The organism is Psychrobacter sp. H7-1 (genome assembly GCF_904846585.1).
Classification (GTDB): Bacteria; Pseudomonadota; Gammaproteobacteria; order Pseudomonadales; family Moraxellaceae; genus Psychrobacter; species Psychrobacter raelei.
The window spans coordinates 26820-43454 of the sequence record NZ_CAJHBH010000013.1; the positions used below are offsets into that span (position 1 = coordinate 26820).

14 protein-coding genes are annotated in these 16635 nt (G+C 44.6%); 10 read left to right on the top strand and 4 right to left on the bottom strand.

Annotated elements, in window-relative coordinates:
- The first annotated feature begins 194 nt into the window (after nucleotides 1-194).
- The 6 genes from mnmE (at nucleotide 195) to JMX92_RS05940 (ending at nucleotide 7590) form a co-directional block, all read left to right on the top strand.
- Nucleotides 195-1592 carry a tRNA uridine-5-carboxymethylaminomethyl(34) synthesis GTPase MnmE gene (gene mnmE, locus JMX92_RS05915; RefSeq protein WP_201544456.1) on the top strand — a complete coding sequence of 466 codons (1398 nt, stop codon included), beginning with the start codon at nucleotides 195-197 and terminating at the stop codon, nucleotides 1590-1592.
- 36 nt (nucleotides 1593-1628) lie between these two features.
- The gene (nrdR, locus tag JMX92_RS05920) at nucleotides 1629-2090 is read left to right on the top strand and encodes a transcriptional regulator NrdR (protein ID WP_110817245.1); all 462 of its coding nucleotides are present in this window, start codon (nucleotides 1629-1631) and stop codon (nucleotides 2088-2090) included.
- Nucleotides 2091-2292: 202 nt separating this feature from the next.
- Nucleotides 2293-3399: a bifunctional diaminohydroxyphosphoribosylaminopyrimidine deaminase/5-amino-6-(5-phosphoribosylamino)uracil reductase RibD gene (gene ribD, locus JMX92_RS05925; protein WP_201544491.1), complete on the top strand. Its 1107-nt coding sequence runs from the start codon at nucleotides 2293-2295 to the stop codon at nucleotides 3397-3399.
- Between the two features lie 485 nt (nucleotides 3400-3884).
- Entirely contained in the window at nucleotides 3885-4487 is a 603-nt protein-coding gene (locus JMX92_RS05930; protein WP_011961595.1) for a riboflavin synthase, read from the top strand.
- A 242-nt stretch (nucleotides 4488-4729) separates the two neighbouring features.
- Nucleotides 4730-5776 carry a methionyl-tRNA formyltransferase gene (fmt, locus tag JMX92_RS05935; RefSeq protein ID WP_201544458.1) on the top strand — a complete coding sequence of 349 codons (1047 nt, stop codon included), beginning with the start codon at nucleotides 4730-4732 and terminating at the stop codon, nucleotides 5774-5776.
- A 227-nt stretch (nucleotides 5777-6003) separates the two neighbouring features.
- Nucleotides 6004-7590: a transcription antitermination factor NusB gene (locus tag JMX92_RS05940; RefSeq protein WP_201544460.1), complete on the top strand. Its 1587-nt coding sequence runs from the start codon at nucleotides 6004-6006 to the stop codon at nucleotides 7588-7590.
- Nucleotides 7591-7782: 192 nt separating this feature from the next.
- Here JMX92_RS05940 and JMX92_RS05945 read toward each other — a convergent pair whose 3' ends face one another.
- Nucleotides 7783-8106 (bottom strand): polyhydroxyalkanoic acid system family protein, encoded by a 324-nt coding sequence (locus JMX92_RS05945; protein ID WP_227675281.1) that lies wholly within the window; start codon nucleotides 8104-8106, stop codon nucleotides 7783-7785.
- A 68-nt stretch (nucleotides 8107-8174) separates the two neighbouring features.
- A complete protein-coding gene (locus JMX92_RS05950; RefSeq protein WP_201544462.1) occupies nucleotides 8175-9239 on the bottom strand; it encodes a 2,3-butanediol dehydrogenase in 1065 nt (354 codons plus the stop codon).
- A gap of 460 nt (nucleotides 9240-9699) precedes the next feature.
- Here JMX92_RS05950 and thrC point away from each other — a divergent pair, with 460 nt between their 5' ends.
- Nucleotides 9700-11130, top strand: coding sequence for a threonine synthase (gene thrC, locus JMX92_RS05955; RefSeq protein ID WP_201544464.1), 1431 nt, complete (start codon nucleotides 9700-9702; stop codon nucleotides 11128-11130).
- A 100-nt stretch (nucleotides 11131-11230) separates the two neighbouring features.
- On the opposite strand, the gene JMX92_RS05960 is transcribed toward thrC, so the two are convergent.
- A complete protein-coding gene (locus tag JMX92_RS05960; RefSeq protein ID WP_201544466.1) occupies nucleotides 11231-12385 on the bottom strand; it encodes a cytochrome-c peroxidase in 1155 nt (384 codons plus the stop codon).
- A 500-nt stretch (nucleotides 12386-12885) separates the two neighbouring features.
- On the opposite strand from JMX92_RS05960, the gene dprA reads away from it, so the two are divergent.
- The 3 genes from dprA (at nucleotide 12886) to JMX92_RS05975 (ending at nucleotide 15982) form a co-directional block, all read left to right on the top strand.
- Nucleotides 12886-14151, top strand: a complete 1266-nt coding sequence (gene dprA, locus JMX92_RS05965) for a DNA-processing protein DprA (protein WP_201544468.1) — start codon at nucleotides 12886-12888, stop codon at nucleotides 14149-14151.
- Between the two features lie 76 nt (nucleotides 14152-14227).
- Nucleotides 14228-14974, top strand: coding sequence for an L-threonylcarbamoyladenylate synthase (locus JMX92_RS05970; RefSeq protein ID WP_201544469.1), 747 nt, complete (start codon nucleotides 14228-14230; stop codon nucleotides 14972-14974).
- 57 nt (nucleotides 14975-15031) lie between these two features.
- A complete protein-coding gene (locus tag JMX92_RS05975) occupies nucleotides 15032-15982 on the top strand; it encodes a TIGR01777 family oxidoreductase (RefSeq protein ID WP_201544470.1) in 951 nt (316 codons plus the stop codon).
- Between the two features lie 156 nt (nucleotides 15983-16138).
- On the opposite strand, the gene JMX92_RS05980 is transcribed toward JMX92_RS05975, so the two are convergent.
- The gene (locus tag JMX92_RS05980) at nucleotides 16139-16597 is read right to left on the bottom strand and encodes a hypothetical protein (protein WP_227675282.1); all 459 of its coding nucleotides are present in this window, start codon (nucleotides 16595-16597) and stop codon (nucleotides 16139-16141) included.
- Nucleotides 16598-16635 lie beyond the last annotated feature (38 nt).

The following is a 16635-nucleotide window of genomic DNA, read 5'->3' on the forward strand; positions in this document are numbered from 1 at the left end:
GATCTAAACAGCTATAAAAAAGCACCTATATGTCTTGTATGGGTGCTTTTGTTTTTTTAGGGGCATCATTGAATATCCATCCCTTAACACCTACTATAAGACATAATATCGGCAACATAAGCGTACAGCCAAATCCGCGCAGAGCGCTTATGATTATCGCTTGCGTCACTCACTCTTAATTTGAGCCAAAAAATATGACACACACCACCACCATTGCTGCCATCGCCACCCCTGTCGGTCGCGGCGGCGTAGGGATTATTCGACTGTCAGGCCCCAAGGCTTATGCCATTGCCTGTGCACTGACCGGTAAGGAGAGTTTTACGCCTCGTTTGGCCAGTTTTTGCCGTTTTTACGATGCCAATAACAATGTGCTAGATGAAGGCCTGGTCTTGTACTTTAAAGCACCGCATTCGTTCACAGGTGAGGACGTTATCGAGCTGCAGGGTCATGGTGGCATGATATTGCAAAACCAGCTGTTAGCGCGCGTATTTGAGCTTGGTGCGCATCAAGCTCAAGCAGGTGAATTCTCCTACCGTGCCTTTGATAATGACAAACTAGACTTGCTACAAGCAGAGGCCATTGCTGATGCCATTGATGCCACCAGTGCTGCTGCTGCCAGTAGTGCTATCCGCTCTTTAACCGGCGCTTTCTCTAACAAGATTAATGAGGTATTAGAGGCGTTAATTGAGCTGCGTTTGTATGTCGAAGCTTCCATCGACTTTCCTGATGAAGAGGATGTGGACTTTTTAAGCGATGGAGTTATTGAGGGCAAGTTACAGCGCATACAGCAGCAGTTAACCACCATCTTATCCACAGCCCAACAAGGTCAGCTTTTGCGCGATGGGGTGCACGTGGTATTGGCCGGTCGCCCCAATGCGGGTAAATCAAGCCTGCTAAACAGCTTAGCAGGTCAAGAGCGTGCTATTGTCACCGATGTGGCCGGCACCACGCGTGACACGTTGCAAGAAACCATAGTGCTCAATGGACTGACCATTCATTTGACTGATACCGCAGGTCTGCGTGACACCACAGATGCTGTAGAGCGTATAGGTATCGAAAGAGCTCGTACCGCTATCAATCAAGCGGATTTGCTGTTGTTAGTGTATGATTTATCTCAAGAAGTTGACCCCTTAAAACTGGCTTCAGAGCTGTTTGGAGAAGGTATAGATGGCACCCCAAACTTTGATCCTAGTAAGCTGCTGCTTATTGGTAATAAGCGCGATTTAGTTGAAGATAAGGGTGAGGGTGCCAATAAGTTGGCAGATAAGGCAGATATTTTAGGGTATGATCAGGTCAATGTTTCATGTGAAACCTCACAAGGTATCCCACAATTAATCGCTAGTTTGTGCGATAAAGTCGGCTTTCATCCCCCCGAAAACAGCCTAATTGCCCGCACCCGTCACCTAGATGCTTTGCGCCGTACACAGCAGCATGTGGATGAAGCACATCAACAATTGGTGATATATCAAGCAGGCGAATTAGTGGCTGAAAGCCTACGTCAAGGTCAGCATAGCTTAGGTGAGATTACTGGTGAATTTAGTGCAGATGACTTATTGGGTCGTATCTTTGGCAGCTTTTGTATCGGTAAATAACAAAAACATTCTTTAGCAATCTATTGAGAGCCTATTATGCAGTGTCCCTATTGTAATGCAGATGACACCAAGGTTATTGATTCACGCTTAGCGGCTGAGGGTGCTCAGGTGCGCCGTCGCCGCCAGTGCAATCAGTGTCAAGAGCGCTTTACGACCTTTGAGGTAGTAGAGGTGGTGATGCCACGAATTATCAAGTCTAACGGGCGTATTGAGCCTTATGACTCCCAAAAACTAAAACGATCTATCCAATTACCACTGCAAAAAAGACCGGTAACCTTGGATGAGCAAGAAGCGATGATTAGCCGTATTGAGAAGCGCATTCGTCAATTGGGCGAGCGTGAGATTAGCAGTAAAGGCTTGGGTGAAGTGGTAATGAGTGAACTCAAAGAGCTTGATGATGTCGCTTATGTGCGCTTTGCCAGTGTGTATCGAGACTTTCAAGATATAGAAGCCTTTCGCCAAGAGTTACAAAATATTCGTCCAGTCGATGACCAATAGCTCTGTATGGGGCAGTTTTTACCGTTGATTATGGGCCGTTATAGGCCCTTCCTTGTTTATATGGAGCCCTGTTTATCTTATGACTACCTCACCCTCCACACCGTCAACTACTTCGCTATCCTCTGAGGATGCTTTTGACACGTTAGCCAATGATTTATCCCCAAATATAGCCAAGCATTCGATTGACAATCAGGTCGAACAAATGGCTGAAAATAAGCCGCAAACTAGGGTTGAAAATGCGGCTAATCATGCCTTAGAAATAGGCTCAAATACACCCCCAAAAAAGCAAGATTTTTACTACATGAATTTGGCCATTGAAGAGGCCAAAAAAGGGCTGTTTACTACTAGGCCAAACCCTGCTGTAGGCTGTGTTATTGTGAATAATAACTTAATAGTAGGCACGGGTTATCATCCTCAGGCAGGGCAGCCACATGCTGAAGTTTTTGCCTTAAGAGAAGCGAAAGATAATGCAAAAGGTGCCACTGCCTATGTCACTTTAGAGCCTTGTAGCCATACCGGAAGAACCCCACCTTGTGCCCAAGCTTTGATCAATTCAGGGGTATCTCGAGTAGTGGTGGCGGGGCTAGACCCCAATCCAAAGGTGGCTGGTCGCGGTATAGCCATGTTAAAAGCGGCGGGTATTGAGGTGACAGTGGGCGTATCTACCCAGCAAGCAGAGCAGTTGAATCTTGGCTTTTTAAAGGCCATGCGTACTCAAATGCCTTATGTGCGCCTAAAGATAGCCAGTAGCTTAGATGGCCGTACAGCCATGGCATCGGGCGAGTCTAAGTGGATTACAGGCCCTGCAGCACGTGAGGATGTACAGAAGCTGCGGGCGCTCAGTGGTGCCATTATTACCGGAAGCCAGACCATTATTGATGACAATCCCAGTCTAAATGTGCGCTCAAGTCAATTGGGGGTGGCCTTAGATAAGGTGCCACAGCCTAAGATTGTGGTATTAGATAGAAGACAGCGGCTTAATCAGGCGCATTATAAAGTGTTTGAGAGCCCAGACACTCTACTTTGGGCTGAGCATGATTTAACTGCCTTACTTCATCAGTTAGTGACTCAATACCAAGTACAAGATGTGCTTGTTGAAGCGGGATCACAGGTGTCAGGCAGCTTCATTGAAGCGGGATTAGTGGATGAGCTTATTGTGTATCAGGCCCCGTGTTTATTGGGACACAGCGCAAAACCTATGTTGAACTTAACTGTGGATAACTTGTTTTTGCAGCACAGGTTTGAGCGGGTAAGTGTGTCTGAAGTAGGCTCAGATTTGAAGCTGGTATATAAGCCTGTATGCCAATAAGTCATCATTAAAGTATCAATATAAGCCGACAAATGTTCGGTATTTTGTAAGAAGGTGACTGCCGTCATTTGACGCTACTATCAAGCTTGGTGCCTTGATAGTTGGCCAGTAAAGAGTGAATCATGACGATGTTAAAAAGTTATCCACAGATGAGGTGTTGTAAAATTTGGCACAGTATCAAAAGTTTCACATGAAACATGGGTTGTGGATTAATTAGGTTTCACATGAAACAAAACAACAGTGCTTTGTTGCAAAGCCTTTATAAAACAAAGGTTCCACGTGAAACTTTAATCCAATTAAGTTCCATGTGGAACCTTTTTATGGGTTGTGGATAGGTTTTTTGCTGTGGAACCTGCTAGGTTTCACAGGTTTAAGTTTTAAAAAGTTATCCACAGAGAGTTTTTAGGCTGAATTTACAGTTATATAATGAGGTCGTAGTAAGGCTTAGCAGATTTTCTGCAATTTTAATAAATATAGGAGTAGGTATGTTCACAGGTATAATCGAAAGCACAGGTACATTAAAATCTATCACCGAAGTGGGTGGAGATGTGCGTTTGGTCATTGAGTCTGATGATTTGGACTTTAGTGATGTAAAATTGGGTGACTCTATTGCCAGTAATGGCATCTGCCTGACTGTGGTAGATATGGACAGCAACAGTTATGCAGTAGATGTTTCACGTGAAACATTGGCGAAGACCGCCATGAACAACTGGCAACAAGGCGATACTTTAAATCTAGAAAAAGCGATGTTGCCCACTACTCGCTTCGGCGGTCATATGGTATCAGGTCACGTAGATGGTGTCGGTACTGTGGAGGTGATGACAGAGGATGCACGCTCTATTTATATTGAAATCTCCATTCCAGAAGCGTTAAAAAAATATGCAGCGACCAAAGGCTCAATCACAGTGGACGGCATCAGCCTAACCACCAACTTGGTGAAAGACAATATTATTTGCTTAAATATTATTCCCCATACCGCTGAGGTAACCAATATTGCGCGTCATTGGAAAGTGGGTGGGCCTGTCAATATCGAGGTCGATTTGATTGCTCGCTATCTTGAACGTTTGACGGCGGTAGCGGCTGACTAATTGAGATGAGTTTTTGGTTTAGTTAATTTGACACAATTCATCATAGACCAACACGTCTTACACTGGCCCTTCTTAGCATTAAGGAGGGCTTTTTTACTGTCAGCTTTGAGGTTAATTGCCAGACTGCCTTAGGTTTCATGGCAGGGTGTTCATAATTTCACTATAATGAAGCAAAGGCAGACTCAAGTTTGAGGTATTTACTGCTATCTTAATTCCTATCATCTGTATATCGAATAAAAATTATGAGCACTAACAACAACTCTTCTACCAGACAGCGTGTGATTTTTGCGGGTACCCCAGAATTTGCTGCAACGGCATTAAAAGCGTTAATAGAGCAGCAGCAGGCTCTGAATATAGAAATAGTGGCGGTTTATACTCAGCCAGATCGTAAAGCGGGGCGGGGGCAAAAACTTACTGCCTCGCCTGTTAAACAATTAGCAATTGAGCATAATCTGCCTGTTGAGCAGCCACTGACCTTTAAAAAGTCGGTGGAGGAGGGGCTAGCAGCTCGTGAAACATTAGTAGGTTATCAGCCTGATGTGATGATCGTTGCCGCCTATGGCCTGATCTTACCTATTGGTGTGTTAGAGACGCCAACGTATGGCTGCTTAAATATTCATGCTTCTTTGTTGCCACGTTGGCGTGGTGCGGCGCCGATTCATCGTGCATTGTTAGCTGGTGATGAGCAGACCGGTATTACCATCATGCAGATGAATAAAGGGCTGGATACCGGCGATATGCTGTATAAAGCATCTTATGATATTGCAGCCGATGAAACCACAGCGAGCTTACACGACAAAATGGCGACTATGGGCGCTGATGCTATCGTTGAAGTACTAAAAGATTTACCAAAATATCAGACGCAGGCGCAAAAGCAGGATGATAGCCTTGCTACTTATGCTGAGAAGCTAAGTAAAGCTGAAGGCGCAATTGATTGGACACAGTCAGCGGCGCATATCGAGCGTCAAATTCGCGGTATGCATTCCTATCCAGGGGCTTACACCTTTTTAGCAGATCCAGAAGGTAACAGCGAGCCTAAACGGGTCAAAGTATTGGCAGCGTTGCCAGTAAATGCGTCGCAAACAACGGTTGTAGCGCCTGGTACGATCATCAGTGTCGGCAAAAATGCGATTTTAGTGGCTTGCGGTAAAGAAGATGCTGAGGCTGAGGGCACAACACTGCGTTTAACCCAGTTACAGTTTGCTGGCAGTAAGCCTGTCAGCGCTGAGCAAGTCTGTCATGGCAGTCAGCTGGATGATGGCGATACGTTCGTTACTGCGCCAGAGTAATATATTTTGAATCATTGACGTTACGCAAAGAGTAACGAGTTTTAAGCTTATCTTATCAAGTGACCAAGCGGCTAAACGACTAAGTGACTGGGCGTTATTTATTGTGCCTCTGGAGCTACCGTACAGCCAGCACAAATAAATAATTCCCAGTCGCTAAATATCTAGCCTGAGTAAGTTTAGTCAAGTAATAAAACATAACCCATTCAATTATTATAATTAGGCATTCAATGAGCAGTAAACCAAATAGCACCACTCAGAACAAAAACGTCCGTGTCGCTGTGATTAATACCTTGTTGTCTATTCAACAAGGTCAGTCACTAAGTGGTCTTTTAGATCCTCTATTAAACAGTCTAAATGGGGATGACAAAGGCTTTGCGCATGCGTTATTGCTGACGACTTTACGCCACTGGCACGCCACGGCACGGCTGCTTGATAGCCTCGCGGATAACCCAATTGATGAGATTGAGGTGCGTACCACCATCCAACTGGGTATTACTCAGCTGTTATATCTTAATGTTGCCGATCACGCCGCTATCCATGAAACCGTAGAAGCGGTGAAACACATTGATTACGCACGTGCCTCAGGTTTGGTCAATGCGGTACTACGCAAAGTGGCGAAAAACCCCAATAAATTCCGCAAAAAAGCCAACAAAAATCACAGTTTACCGAACTGGCTGGCTCAGCAATTAAAAGCAGATTGGCGTGAGCATTATGATGAGCTGACCCAAAGCCTGCGTCAATCCGCACCGATGTTTTTGCGGGTAAATGGCTTACAAACAGACAGCCAAAGCTATCTCACTCAGCTGGCAGAAGAAGAAATCTCTGCAGAATTAATCTCATTAGAAACCTCCCTCAAGATGCCTAATACGGGCGAAACTATCGGTATTAAACAACAGGCTATTGAGCTGATTGACAGTGTCCCTGTCAGCCGTCTGCCTGAGTTTGAGGAAGGCATTGCAAGCGTACAAGATGTGCATGCACAGCTGGCTGCGTCTATTATCGATGCGTTATTGCAGCAAGTAATAACCGCTAATCCAGCGGAACACATACGTTTGCTGGATGCGTGTGCGGCACCGGGTGGCAAACTGGCACATTGGCTTGAGCTATTAGGTAATCAAGAAAAGCAACAAACAGGTTTGTTTCACGTGAAACAGAGTGATAGCCAACGGCCAGTCCTTAATAACGTTAAATTGACTGCAATTGATAATGAAGCGCCACGTATCACGCGTATTTTTGAAAATCTAGAGCGCTTGCAACTGCCAGCGCCTATCGTCAACAGCAAGCTGCACTTGGATATTGAGTGTGTCGATGCGACTACTTGGCAAGCCAAAGAGGTGAGCGACGCATCATCTGGCTTTGATGCGATACTGCTCGATGCCCCTTGTACGGCCACCGGTGTTATCCGCCGTCATCCAGACATCACCTTGCTACGTCATGAGGAAGATGTGCAGCATACCGCACAATTACAAGAGCAAATCTTGGATAACTTATGGCCACAGCTTAAGACAGGCGGCTACCTGTTATACGTCACCTGTTCGATCTTAAAGCAAGAAAACGTAGAGCAGATGCAAGCCTTCTTAAGCCGTCATAAAGATGCGGTAGCAGTCGCTTTTGACAGTGAAACCAATTGGGGTATCGAGCAAGAAGTGGGTCGTCAGTGCTTGCCGATTTATAAAATGACTGAAGCATTAGCGCCCGCAGCGGCTCAAGATGACACACCAGAGGCTGATCAGATGCAAGTCAACGCCCAAGCGCCTGCAGGTGGTGATGGATTTTATTATGCAGTGCTTAAAAAGCAGGGTAGTGACTCATAGATAAGCTAATGATACGATAAGCTAATAGTGCTTTTATTGTATTGAGCACATCAGTTCGTGATGGACAAAAGGACTGACCTCTGACTTGTTGTTCAGGTCAACGAGTTACCCAAAAAGCCCAGCTCAATAATAGAGCTGGGCTTTTTGGGTACAAATGATGGTCAAAATAATACCAATCAGCTAAAAACCGGATTAGTTAAAATACTTGCTTAACCCTGATTCTAAGGCGTCTTTGATCTTACCTTTTAATGGCTTGGCCAAAAATCCCAAGGTTGCTTCAAAACGTATTTTATTTTCATCTAATGTGGCTTTGCCATCGATGCCTTTACGTGTGATTGTCACGTTGTCTTCATTCTCGCCTTCGACATAATTGGCGTTAATACCATATTTGTCTTTGGCACTTTCAAGCCATTTTTTGGCTTGCTGGCGAGCGGTATTAAAGTCTAAGCTGTGTTGTTTTTCGATTTCGATATCTGCCATGGTGTTACCCTCTGCTATTGTAGTTCGAGTGAACATGTAGGTGCGCACTGCTGCGCACCCTATGGTTGAGTCTGATAGGCTATCATTGATATATAAGACAACCGTTATAAGTTTGGATTGACGATAATCTTAACAGCGGAGTCATTATTATGAATCAAAGTCTCAAATCCTTTTGAAACCAAATCATCTAATTTAATACGTTGAGTAATAAACGGCTCAAGATCTACCAAACCATCTTCAACCAGTTTTATGGTCTCTGGATGATTGTTAACGTAACCAATAGTGCCACGTACATCAAGCTCTTTCATAACCACACTGTGGACATCAATTTTAGCAGGATGACTCCAAATAGACACAATAACTACCGATCCTGCTGGCTTGGTCAGCTCAACTAAAGAATCTAAAACAGCGTTTACACTGGTACATTCAAAAGACACGTCCACACCGCGATCTTCGGTGATTTTCATTACCTCTTTGTTCAAGTCAACCTTGGTCGGGTCTAAAATGTAGTCAGCAACGCCACTTTCCTTGGCCTTCTCTTTACGTTTTTCGCTAAGCTCGGTCATAATAACGGTGATACCTTTTGCTTTTAATACCGCCGATAACAACAAGCCAATAGGCCCACCACCACCGACTAGAGCGATATCTCCTTTTTGTGCACCGCTACGTATAAAAGCATGGTAACCCACTGCGAGAGGCTCAATTAAAGCTGCCTGATCTAAAGGGATTTTATTTGAAATAGGATGCACCCAGCGACGTTCAACAGCAATTTTTTCTGACAAGCCACCACCGCGGCCGCCAAGACCAATGAAGTTCATGTCTTTTGAAAGGTGGTAATTATCACCAGGACCTGTGGGAACGTCATCGGCAACAATATAAGGCTCAACTACAACATGTTGACCAACTTCAATATCGTTCACCCCTTCACCAACCGCATAAACCACACCAGAAAACTCATGACCCATTGTAACAGGTGCTGACTCTCCTGATATGGGATGTGGATGTCCACAGGGTGGAATGAAGATAGGTCCTTCCATAAACTCATGCAAATCAGTACCACAAATACCGCACCAAGCTACTTTAATGCCAACTGTACCAGGTTTTACCGTAGGTTCTGGAATATCTTCGATACGAATATCACCTTTATCATAAAAACGTGCAGCTTTCATATTAGCTTCCTTTAATAGATTATCTACATGAGATGGAACAAATGAAATAAACGAGGATATGTATTAACTTTTAGTAAAAAATATTTTTCTATATCTATTAGTATAATGGGATGGGTAATAGTGCTTGTCAATATATAAGTTGTTACTACAAATAGGGTGATTATCTTTGATAAAAAAGCTTATAAAACCTATTAATCCAAACGTTTAGCCGGCTTTGGATATTAAGGATTGGATATTAGTCAAAATGGGAAAGATTAAACATCAATGGCTAATAATACATCGTCATGCGTAGGTTATATATAAGCATAAAGTGGGACAAGCTATCATAAAAGTAATAAATCCCACATACCCTACCCCAAAAACCAATAAGCTGTTTATTTAGCATGGCTTATGCCTCAAAATATGCTACTCTTTTTGATACAAAAATTGATGACCTCTTTTGACAGGATAAGACGAAGACATGAAATATATCAGTACGCGTGGTCAAACCGAGCCGATGGATTTTAGCGATGTGTTGTTGATGGGATTGGCGCCAGACGGCGGCTTGATGCTACCTGAGAGCTATCCGCAGATTGATGCTGCGACATTGGATAAGTGGCGTGATTTGAGCTATCCAGAGCTGGCGTTTGCGATTATGCGCCTGTTCGCCACCGATATTGATGAGACGGATTTAAAAGACATTATCGAGCGTACGTATACGAAAGAGATCTTTGGTAGCGATGACATCGTGCCAGTACGTAAGCTTGAAGATGACTTGTATATTTTAGGACTGTCTAATGGCCCAACGCTTGCGTTTAAAGACGTGGCGATGCAGTTTTTGGGTAATGCCTTTGAATATGTATTAAAGCAAAAAGGCAAGCGTCTGACCATCATTGGTGCCACCAGTGGCGATACCGGTAGTGCCGCAGAATATGCGCTACGTGGTAAAGACAACATCGAAGTATTTATGATGTCGCCACATGGCAAAATGAGTGAGTTTCAGCGCGCGCAAATGTATAGCTTAACCGATGCTAATATTCATAATATTGCGATCAAAGGCATGTTTGATGATTGCCAAGATATCGTTAAAGCATTGCAACAAGACGCTGATTTTAAAGCCAAATACAGCTTGGGTACGGTCAACTCAATCAACTGGGGGCGCATCCTAGCGCAAATCGTTTATTACTTTAAGGCGTACTTCTCTGTAACAAACGGTGCAGCGAATACAAGCAATGATGAAAAAGTCAGCTTCTGCGTGCCATCAGGTAACTTTGGTAATATTTGTGCCGGTCACATTGCCCGTGAAATGGGTCTGCCTATTGATCGTTTGATTGTGGCAACCAATGAAAACGACGTATTAAACGACTTCTTTAATGAAGGTACTTATACTCCGCGCCCAGCCGACAAAACGTATGTGACGTCGAGTCCGTCTATGGATATCTCAAAAGCGTCAAACTTTGAGCGCTTTGTGTACTTGTTATTGGACAAAGACAGCAAACGGGTGCATGAGCTGTTTGATGGGGTGAAGGCAGGTAACGGCTTTGATTTGTCTGACGTGCTCGATGCCGTCAATACCCGTTATGGTTTTGCGGCAGGTAAATCAACGCATCAAGACCGCTTAAATACCATCAAAGCAGTATACGAGACTTATAACGACTTGGTCGATCCACACACAGCAGATGGCATCAAAGTGGCACAAGAGCTACAAAAACAGGGTGAGGTTATCATCTGTGCAGAGACAGCATTGCCAGTGAAATTCTCAGAGACCATCTTTGAAGCGGTTGGCGAGATAGACATTGAGCGCCCTGAGCATACCAAAGATATTGAAAGCCTAGAGCAGCATGTGACGGTACTGGATAATGATGCCAGCCTAGTGGCAGATGAGATTAAAGCGGTGGTAGCACCCGTTTAGATTAAGATTTAATTGACCTGATTTGTCATAAAAAAACCAGCGACTCATTCGCTGGTTTTTTTGTTTATCGAAATCTACTCTGGCTCTTACCTTTTATAGCCTAGCCTTGTCTTTTAAACGGAATAGGCTTTGGTGTATTCTCGTTAGAGGGCGGCAGTTTAGGTAGGGTAATCTGCGGCTGATCACCAGTTAGCGTCTTCAAAAATGCCACAATGTCTTCGGTCTCTTGGGGTTCATAGGTACGGTTTAACTGAATTTTACCCATAATATTGACCGCCTCTGCCAATGAGTCTACTTGGCCATCATGGAAGTATGGATAGGTGAGCTCAATGTTACGCAGTGTCGGTACTTTAAAGACGTGTCTGTCTTCTTCCTTTCCAGTAACGGCGTAGCGTCCTTCAGATAGGTTTTGTGTGGTGTACTTCTCAAAGACCCCAAACTTTTGGAACGAGCTGCCACCTAATGTCGCACCATTGTGACAAGCGATACAGCCACTGTCTTTAAATAGCTTGTAGCCGTTTAGCTCTTGCTTATTGATGGCACTATCGTCGCCGGCAAGCCATTGGTCAAAGCGTGAATTCGGTGTCACAAGGGTATCCTCAAATAAGGCAATTGCCTCGGTTACCTGATCGATGGTGACATCACCACTTCTGCCATAAGCTTCATTAAACAAGGCTTTGTACTCTGGGATTGAGTTTAAAACCTGTTCAACATACTCATGAGACGATGCCATCTCTATTGGATTTTCAATTGGACCACCGGCCTGATCCATCAAGTCTTTGGCGCGTCCATCCCAGAACTGTGCCAAGAAGTAGCGACTGTTTAACACTGTCGGCGAGTTGATTGGCCCTTCGGCCCAGTTATGACCCACTGAGGTTGGGATGTTGTCTGTACCGCCTTTGGCAAGGTCATGACAGCTGTTACAAGACAAGGTACCTGATTTTGATAAGCGGGTATCAAACCACAGCATTTTACCCAGCTCTACTTTTTTAGGCGATTCAATCGCCTCTACTGTAATGGTTTCGACAGGCTCATCACGAACGCTGATAAGCGGCTTTACATCAGTATTACTGGCGCTCTCAGCACCTAGCTCTGTGTCTTGCGTATCTTCTGACTCATTAGATACGACGTGTTGACCGCCTGGACGAAAACATCCAGAAAGGGCGATTAGCAAGACAAGTAGTAAGAAACCAATCACGCCGACATGAGCATAAGTGACTTCCTTTCTGGGGTTATTTTGATGAGCGTTAGCCATAGCATGTGTACCTGTTGTGACTAAGAATAAGTGAAAGTTAGCAACGTGGGCTGTATTGACTGAAATGGGCTATATTGATTGACGTGTGAAATAGTTTATTCAGTATTAAGTAGTTTTAAATCCATTGTATCAGTAAGGTTTTATTAAGTACAGATAACCATATAGAAAATAAGGATTTATTTTAATCATTATAATGATGATTAAAACCAAACAATGATGGTGGATAACCTATACACTGATAACTCTCCAATGCTATGGTGCTAACGGAGAGTACGCTTCTTTAAATCAGGATAGACATACTAAACATAAGTGTCAGAGGTGTCGGAGTATAAAGATAAGAAGACAACATAACGCTATAGTCAAAGACGTCTAAAATGGTGACAAGGCAACCGAGCATCAGGTCTATAAATGTAAGCTTAGCGAGAAATGTAGGCTTAGTGAGGTTAGCGCCGTAACCGTTTAACAGCTCGCTGACTCTACTATAAAAACTGGTAAATAATATGACAGCACTTGAACCTGCATTAACGACAGAGAAAGCCGCTATACTTTTATTATGGCAACGGGTAAACACCTCTTTATCTGCCTTTTATAAACTGATTGCTCACTTTGAGACGGCGCAGCAGGCGCTACAAGCAGGCAGGAGTCAATGGCAAAACTTAGGTATTCATAAAAAGCATCTTGATCGGCATGCGCAGGCAAGTCAGGAGGAGGATGCTCAGTTTATCGCGCAGCTTGAACAGCGCATGGCCGCGGGCGAGTTTCAGTTGCTGTTTCAACAACAGGCTGATTATCCGCAGCAGCTGCTTGGTCTATTTAATCCACCACCTTTGTTGTTTTATCGAGGCAATAAGCAGCGTTTGAATCAAGCACAGATAGCCATTGTGGGCAGTCGTAGGCCGACACCAAAAGCGCAGCGCTTTAGCTTTGATATCGCTCAATATTTGGCAAAGTCTGGTTTTATTATCTGTAGTGGTTTGGCTCAAGGGGTAGACGCCCAGGCCCACTTAGGTGCTTTATCTCAGTCTGCTGAATATGCCGGGCGCAGCGTGGGGGTGATGGGTACCGGCATAGATGTCTGTTATCCCAAGCAGCACCAGGCCTTGTTTGATCGGATGATTGCAGAGGGTGGCTGTATAGTCAGTGAGCTGTTCCCAGGCACACCGCCTCACAAACACACCTTTCCTAGGCGCAATAGAATTGTCGCCGGCTTAAGTCTTGGTACTGTGGTAACCGAAGCGGCGCTACAAAGTGGCTCATTGATTACTGCACGCCTTACCTCAGAGCAGGGCAAGCAAGTGTTTGCGCTACCTAGTGACATTGATAATGTTAATGCTCAAGGGGGGCATCATCTGATTCGAGAGGGTGCGACCTTGGTGTATCATCCTGATCAAATTGTGAGTGATTTGTGCCATCAATTGGTGACACCTGTGCAGATATCGCAGGCCAAAGACACTATATATGGCAACAGTTCAGACCACTTTCATGCCAATGCTACTTCACACCCTACAAAGCATTCCAATGCAGTGAGCTCTGATACCACTGCGACACCCAAAGATAACGTGAATCCTATTTTAAAAGCGCAGAAGTCTGTTACTATTTCTGAGCACCTGCAGCCTTTGTGGGTACATATCCAATTTGAACCGCAGGACCTAGATGCCTTAATCAATAAGACCCAACTAGATACCGCTACCTTATTAAGTCAACTCATGGAGCTTGAGTTAATGGGTGCGGTCGCTGAGGTCGGCGGTCGTTATCAGCGTGTTTAAACTGTTTTGCCGGTTTTTTATCCCTATCAAATAGATGGCTTATCGGCGGTCTATTGTGTCAATGAAGTCTGAAACTATGAATGCTACTACTGAGCCGAATGGCGCTACCACCACAAGCCCTGAACAAGCCGCACAATGGCTACAGCAAGGCAAACTTCTGGCTTATCCCACCGAAAGCGTCTGGGGTATAGGCTGTGATGCTTATAACCAACAAGCCGTTGAGCAGATATTGGCCATAAAAAACAGGCCAAGCGAGAAGGGGATGATCGTGGTGACTGACAGCATTGAGCGTATCAGGCCATTATTACAGCAATTACCCCAGAGTCGTCAGCAGCAAATCATAGCCAGTTGGTCAACGCGAGCAAGTGAGGAGAATGCAGCACACACTCAGCAGGCGCACACTTGGCTATTGCCTTTAAAGACGGCTCAGTTTAGCGCCACAACAGAAGCGGATAACGAAGATACGAATACTCAAGATATTGGTGCTCAAAAGGCTAATGCTAGCAAGGCTCATGACCCACACCAACCTGGCACCGATGCTTTGGTACCTTATTGGATTACCGGCAAACATGATTCTATTGCGGTTAGAGTGATTGCGCATCCACTTATTGCTCAGCTGTGTCAGCAAATGGTCAGCTCTGCCAACCCTTATGGGTTAGTGGTCTCAACCAGCTGTAACCCATCAGGAGACTCTCCAGCTAAGAGTTTTGAGCAGGCCTATGCCTACTTTGGGCAAGACATAGCGTATCTACAAGGAGAGACTTTAGGCTATGTGCTACCTAGTCAGATCAGTGATGCATCAAGCGGGCAGGTGATTCGTTAGTCTTTTATCCTACTGTGCCCGCTACTTAATATAGGTTTGATAACACAAGGATGAGGTATGAATATTTTAATTAGTGGGGGTTCTGGATTTATTGGTCAGACATTAAGCCAATATTTACAAGATGCCCAAGGCACAGAACAAGATTCTCAATACTCAGACACTCACATAACTTGGCTGACTCGAGACGCCAGCCAGCCGCACCCAAGCTTTGTGAGCTTAATGAGTTATGAGCAATTACAAACCACGCAGTCCACCTTTGATGTGATTGTCAATCTGGCTGGGGCAGGCATAGCGGACAAACGTTGGAGTGATGAGCGCAAGCAGTTGCTGCTGCAAAGCCGGCTTAAGCCTACCCAAGCTTTATTAGATTATATAAGCCGTACCTCGGTCAAACCTAAACTGCTACTTAGCGGCTCAGCCATAGGCTGGTATGGAGACCAAGGCGAGACGCCACTTGATGAAAGCAGTCGCTTTGAGGGTAAAGGTGATGCAGATTTTGCCCATCAATTGTGTGAGGCTTGGGAGGCTAAAGCTAAGCAAGCGTTAGACTTTAAGGTACCGGTAGTTATCCTACGCACAGGCATAGTGATTCATCCCAGCGGCGGTATGCTGGCCAAGATTTTGCCTGCTTTTAAAATGGGGCTGGGTGGTCAGTTGGGGGATGGTAATCAGATCATGAGCTGGATTAGTCTGAACGATTGGGTTCGAGCGGCAGTGCATATTATGGCGCAGCATACGGCGAATGAGCATTATGCCGATAGCACTGTCTATAATTTAACGGCGCCGCATCCGCTTAGTAATGCAGTGTTTACCCAGATTGTGGGCAGTTGGTTAAAGCGTCCGACTTTTATGACTTTGCCTAAAGCCGTGTTGAAGCTGATGTTCGGAGAGATGTCAGGCTTGTTAATTGAAGGCCAAAAGGTATTGCCAAAGCATCTACTAGATACTGGCTTTGTATTTAAACATACTGCACTCAAACAAGCTTTGATGGCGCAAAAGCTGTCTTAAATCATCTGCAGATTAAGATAAAGTTTCACGTGGAACAGTCATTAAAGATATGGGTCGATCATTAGCGCTTATTTATGTTTCACGTGAAACCATCAATAAAATATCAATGAGGCTATGGCCAGTTATTTGACCTGTTATTTAATAGACTTTACCGGCTTAACGGCTTTCGTGCTTCTTTCTAATAAAGAAAATAATCGCAGTAAGCGCGGCGACCATTAGCGATAAAATGGCGCCGGTCAACAACGTATTGAGCAGTGCAAACCCAAATGGATAATGGTTCTGAGCAATACCCAGTCGATCTTGAGTAATACCCACCGAAATAATACCGGACCACAGCTCAGGAGAAGCGGGCCAGCCAAATGCCAAAAACACATTCATAAGCTGTAAACCCGCCTTAATATACACACTTCGGCGCAATGCATCGTGCCATCTGCTCAGATTCTGCTTGATAAGATAGGCATCAAGGGTGCCATATACTAGGATAAATACCACAATCCCAAGCAACATGCCGGCAAAGGCTGCAGGTATCGCACTTAATACAATGCTGCCCCACATAAAGCTGGCAAGAGCATTGGCCATGACCCAAAAGCCCCAAAACAACCAATGATTTGTCATTTCATGTGCATTTTTTATCATTATTGAACCAAAAGTAT